Annotated in this window: 9 protein-coding genes; 2 read left to right on the top strand and 7 right to left on the bottom strand. The window is 37.3% G+C overall.

All coding sequences use genetic code 11. The annotated features are described in order from the left end of the window. Window positions 1-44 precede the first annotated feature (44 nt). From ACQY63_RS12215 to ACQY63_RS12190, 6 genes are all read right to left on the bottom strand, one after another. Window positions 45-1,082, bottom strand: a complete 1,038-nt coding sequence (locus ACQY63_RS12215) for an IS30 family transposase (RefSeq protein WP_005359579.1) — start codon at window positions 1,080-1,082, stop codon at window positions 45-47. Between the two features lie 54 nt (window positions 1,083-1,136). After that, entirely contained in the window at window positions 1,137-1,610 is a 474-nt protein-coding gene (locus tag ACQY63_RS12210) for a hypothetical protein (RefSeq protein WP_256279272.1), read from the bottom strand. Between the two features lie 11 nt (window positions 1,611-1,621). Further along, complete coding sequence (locus ACQY63_RS12205; protein WP_256279273.1) at window positions 1,622-1,765, bottom strand: hypothetical protein; 144 nt, start codon at window positions 1,763-1,765, stop codon at window positions 1,622-1,624. Window positions 1,766-1,905: 140 nt separating this feature from the next. Next, a complete protein-coding gene (locus ACQY63_RS12200) occupies window positions 1,906-2,031 on the bottom strand; it encodes a hypothetical protein (RefSeq protein ID WP_005359583.1) in 126 nt (41 codons plus the stop codon). Between the two features lie 81 nt (window positions 2,032-2,112). Beyond that, window positions 2,113-2,388 carry a hypothetical protein gene (locus tag ACQY63_RS12195; RefSeq protein ID WP_118256995.1) on the bottom strand — a complete coding sequence of 92 codons (276 nt, stop codon included), beginning with the start codon at window positions 2,386-2,388 and terminating at the stop codon, window positions 2,113-2,115. A 1-nt stretch (window position 2,389) separates the two neighbouring features. Continuing rightward, a complete protein-coding gene (locus tag ACQY63_RS12190) occupies window positions 2,390-2,596 on the bottom strand; it encodes a ribbon-helix-helix domain-containing protein (RefSeq protein WP_412098423.1) in 207 nt (68 codons plus the stop codon). A 219-nt stretch (window positions 2,597-2,815) separates the two neighbouring features. Here ACQY63_RS12190 and ACQY63_RS12185 point away from each other — a divergent pair, with 219 nt between their 5' ends. After that, entirely contained in the window at window positions 2,816-3,079 is a 264-nt protein-coding gene (locus ACQY63_RS12185; RefSeq protein ID WP_349191967.1) for a hypothetical protein, read from the top strand. A gap of 53 nt (window positions 3,080-3,132) precedes the next feature. Next, window positions 3,133-3,411 carry a hypothetical protein gene (locus ACQY63_RS12180; RefSeq protein WP_005359596.1) on the top strand — a complete coding sequence of 93 codons (279 nt, stop codon included), beginning with the start codon at window positions 3,133-3,135 and terminating at the stop codon, window positions 3,409-3,411. A gap of 57 nt (window positions 3,412-3,468) precedes the next feature. Here the strand turns inward: ACQY63_RS12180 and ACQY63_RS12175 are convergent, their stop codons facing one another. After that, entirely contained in the window at window positions 3,469-3,852 is a 384-nt protein-coding gene (locus ACQY63_RS12175; RefSeq protein WP_428245309.1) for a hypothetical protein, read from the bottom strand. Window positions 3,853-4,041: the final 189 nt, after the last annotated feature.

Genomic DNA, 4,041 nt, shown 5'->3' with positions numbered 1-4,041 from the left:
ATTATATTTTGTCAATAGTTTTGCGACAAGTTTTTTATTCTTTTCTATGCCAATTTCTGTAACTCTTCATCAAACAATTCTGCGGATGTTTTAAAATCAAATATTCCCCTTGGGTAATTGTTAATCCATGTTTCTATATATTTTATTTCTTCATCTGTTGTATCCTCAAAATCTACCCCCTTTGGTATATGCCTGCGTATAAGCCTATTATTATTTTCATTCGTGCCACGCTCCCAACTGCTATACGGGTGGCAGTAAAATACAAAAGTCCTCTTTTCTTCTTTCAATGCAGAACGCTCCATTCCCTCATAATCTGAAAACTCTACACCATTATCAACCGTTATGCTTCTGAATACCTTATAAAACATATCCCCCCATTTTCTCTCTAACCTGTCTAACGCATCTACTACCGAAGCTGCCCCTTGGTCTTTCAGCTTAATAACGATTTCATCACGGGTTTTTCTTTCCGTTAATACAAGCATACACGATTTTGTGACCCCTCTCTTTCCTTTTACCGTATCCATTTCCCAATGTCCGAATATCTCTCGTTTTTCTATTTCCTTTGGTCTGTTTTCTATGCTTTCTCCTGCGGTGGCTCTTTTCTGTACCTGTACTTTCTTATTATGCTTTTTCTTTTTACTTTTAATAGGTAAATCCTTGTTTGTAAGTTTCAAAAAAATTCCATTATCAATATATCTATAAAGTGTTCTAACACTTATTGTTGTCTTAAATTCAATCCCCGAACGTGCAACCTCTGCTAATGCTGCTTCCGGGCTAAATCTATTATCTACAATTTTGTTTTCTATATATTCCGCTAATTTTCTATCATTTCCTATTTTTAGGCTTCTGCCTTTTCCCTCTTGGGCGTAATCGTGTGCTTTTTGTCCTAAATCACTGCTATAACGCTCTTCCTCTGTATAGTCAGAGTTTCGGTGCATATACTTACCTTTGTCATATTCTCTATATATTGTGCTTCTGTGAAAATGTAATTGTTCTGCTACTGCTGCCTTTGACAACCCGGCGTTTAAAAGTGCTTCCATTTTGATACGGTCACTTTTACTCATTTGTTTAAATTTCTTCATATCGCACCTCCTACGCCAAAAGGGCAGCAGTTATTGCCTGCTGCCCTCGGTCTTTTATTCCGAATCGGTTACTTTTTCAATATCTCCGTTGTCTGTGTATACAATGTAATCTACTAAATGTGTTCCGCCAAACATTGCTTTGGCATCATGTTCCTCGCCTTTGGTATATTCATACACTGATACATATAACAAGCCGGATACAACACTTATACTCGTGCTTGTTTTTGTGGTTAAGTTTTCAACCGCCAAAATAGTTTTATCAGAATCAAAGTAGTTTTTATAACACGATAACGCATAATCTTCAACATTAAAGTTGTTTTCTGCTATTACAATACATTTCCAATTACCTGTAACATCATTCCTTACAGTATCGTACTTTGTTGAATATATCGTAGTAATATCCTTATCGCTTATACCTACAATATTATCCCCTGTTCTGTGTTCCACTATTTCCGTTGGTTCTTCCGTAATTGCTTCCGTTGTTTCTTTCTGCTCTGTTGTTTCCTCCTGTTTCTCGGATTCCGGCACTTCTGTTTTTTCTAATTCAGCAGTACCCCCCCCCGAACATCTGTTTGATTTTCGGTTGTGGTGTTTTCTGTTTGCCTGTTATTGCTTGCAATTATCCCGTGACCTATCCAAAAGACCACAATTACAGCAATGATTATAATGTGTTGTTTTTTCATGTTGAACCTCCTTTGTGTCCGATTCGGTCTATTCGACCTTGATTTTTTTGTTTTTTCCTGCTAATATATTTTAAAGCACTCGGGGCGATTAGCAGGAATGTTATGAAGTTCGCCCCTTGTGTTGACCCTTATTAAGTTTTTTATTCCTTAATCAATTCTGTGAGATATTCGATTAACTCTTCTTTCGGTGTATCATTTCTTATCAGTGCTATTATCATTTTTATTATCCCTTTGAACTGGTTGTTTGTCATTTTGTTATCCTCCATTGTTTAACTCCTTTCCTGCTATCTCCTTGCTACAATTACATTATATACTTATATAAGTATATTGTCAACAGTTTTTTATACTTATATAAGTATTTTTTTGTAGTAATACTTATCTTCTTTCTGATATATCCTTATCTCTTCATCTTTCCCCCGATAGTCTAATTCCGCATCTGTCACAAAATCGCAATTAGTGCATGAAATATATCCGCACTCCATAGGCCCGCAATCTTCTTTTCTTATTCTTTTTTTAGATAATTTCCCACTTCTTGTTATTTTGTAAACGTCTGAATACTGCATTAAATTGCTAAACTCTAATGTGCTTCCACACTTAGGGCAGCAATTCAACAATTCATCCATTTTATCCCCTCGCTTTCTTCTCTTCGATTGCTGCAACTATAAATTCGTTACGGCTCTTATATCCCTGTTTCTTCGCTTCTTTGTCAATCTCTGCTTTCTGTCCTGTCGGGACTGTTACAAGAAATTGGTCGTAAGCCTTTGCATTGTATTTATTTTTTGCCTTTGTCGCAGGCGTTCCGCCTGTCTTTTCCTCCGCCAACTGCTGCACCTCCTTTGCTCGTTGGTTTTTCTTTATCATATCACATTCATTATACTTATACAAGTATATAAAATGCACAAATAACTTTATATACTTATATAAGTATTTTGGTAATTATTCCGGGTTGCGTATATACTTATATAAGTATATAATAGCATCATAAGGAACAGGGAATAAGACAGACCCACAAAGTTATACACAGTATCCACATTTTAGGAGGTATTCACTATGGAAAGAACACTAGAAACAATCACTATCAACAACGCTTTAGAGGTTGTCAGACTTAAAGGCGAACTTAAATTTAAACATCCGCTTGGTTATACTCGTCCAAGCGGTTACTGTTTCAAGCACCCGGTTAAAGGCTTCTTTGCTTTTAAGGGTGATACAGAGCCGTATATGCCTTGTGGTGGCAAAAAGGCTTTACTTTCTATCATCCGTTCCGGCGGTTTTTTAAATTTTGATAATGTGGTTTGGCTTCAACCACTCAACTAAATACTTATCCGGGGTTGCGGTACTGCTGCCCCGGTACTATAGAGGTGGATATTATGGATTTTGGAAAATATGAAAAATATATGAATGACCGTAAGGCGGTAACGGTTGAAAATAACCGCCGAATAGAAAAGAAATTCGCCGAATGCGAAAAGTGGGTTGCTGATAATCTCATAAATTGCGGTTGTGTCTTTACAAACCACTCTGAATTATTGCAGAAACAAAGTTTTATGATATGGATTGATAACGGCATTAGCATTTCTCATAAAATATATAAACTTTCTGAATGTGGTATTACCCCTCTTGTACTGCTGCCTTATCCTGTCAGAATATAAAAATAACCCCCAAGGCTTCATCAAGCCAAGGGGGCATTTTGTTTACTGCATATTCTGTTATTTTGTATTTTCTGCAAGTGTTACCACTGCCGGGGTTGTCTGCTGTTTGTTTTCAATGTAGGTTGTAAGGTTCTCGTTAGCTTCCCATTTCTTTTTTGCTTCCGCTAATACAGATTCCGCAATCTGTACCAACTGCTTTTCTGTAAACAGGATTCTAACCACGCTCGGCAGATATGCGTACATTTTCGCAACCACTTCCGACAGCTTAATAATCCCTGTGCCGGCCCCACACTCTCCCTCTGCATCTGTGACAAACTTAATTGCAATCTGCTTTAAGATTTTGGTCTGTCCTGTCTTGATTAAATAAATAATCAAGGCTACAACCATAGCAATAAGCAATACAGAATCCCAATTAACAAGTAACCATTTTAAAATCTGCATAGTATTTTCCTCCGTTTTGTGACCGAATCGGTCTATTTTACATCTGCTGCATTAACCCAACCGTACACGCCTTTACCGTCCTGTGAAATGCAATGATAAGGGTGTGTGCCTTTGGTATTTACTGCCGTTACCTTACAGGTGCTTGTAACATTCTTCTGTACGCTCGCATATTCCGCCGTAGAGGACTTG

The organism is Eubacterium sp. Marseille-QA0814 (assembly GCF_965119675.1).
GTDB lineage: Bacteria > Bacillota > Clostridia > Lachnospirales > Lachnospiraceae > Eubacterium_G.
Note: the sequence above shows the minus strand (reverse complement) of the source record. Positions and strands in the feature narration are given on the sequence as shown.

Coding starts and splice junctions, on each gene's coding strand:
- ACQY63_RS12215 (WP_005359579.1), bottom strand. CDS start 1,082: ATGAAGAAATTTAAACAAATGAGTAAAAGTGACCGTATCAAAATGGAA.
- ACQY63_RS12205 (WP_256279273.1), bottom strand. CDS start 1,765: ATGAAAAAACAACACATTATAATCATTGCTGTAATTGTGGTCTTTTGG.
- ACQY63_RS12200 (WP_005359583.1), bottom strand. CDS start 2,031: ATGGAGGATAACAAAATGACAAACAACCAGTTCAAAGGGATAATAAAA.
- ACQY63_RS12195 (WP_118256995.1), bottom strand. CDS start 2,388: ATGGATGAATTGTTGAATTGCTGCCCTAAGTGTGGAAGCACATTAGAG.
- ACQY63_RS12185 (WP_349191967.1), top strand. CDS start 2,816: ATGGAAAGAACACTAGAAACAATCACTATCAACAACGCTTTAGAGGTT.
- ACQY63_RS12180 (WP_005359596.1), top strand. CDS start 3,133: ATGGATTTTGGAAAATATGAAAAATATATGAATGACCGTAAGGCGGTA.
- ACQY63_RS12175 (WP_428245309.1), bottom strand. CDS start 3,852: ATGCAGATTTTAAAATGGTTACTTGTTAATTGGGATTCTGTATTGCTT.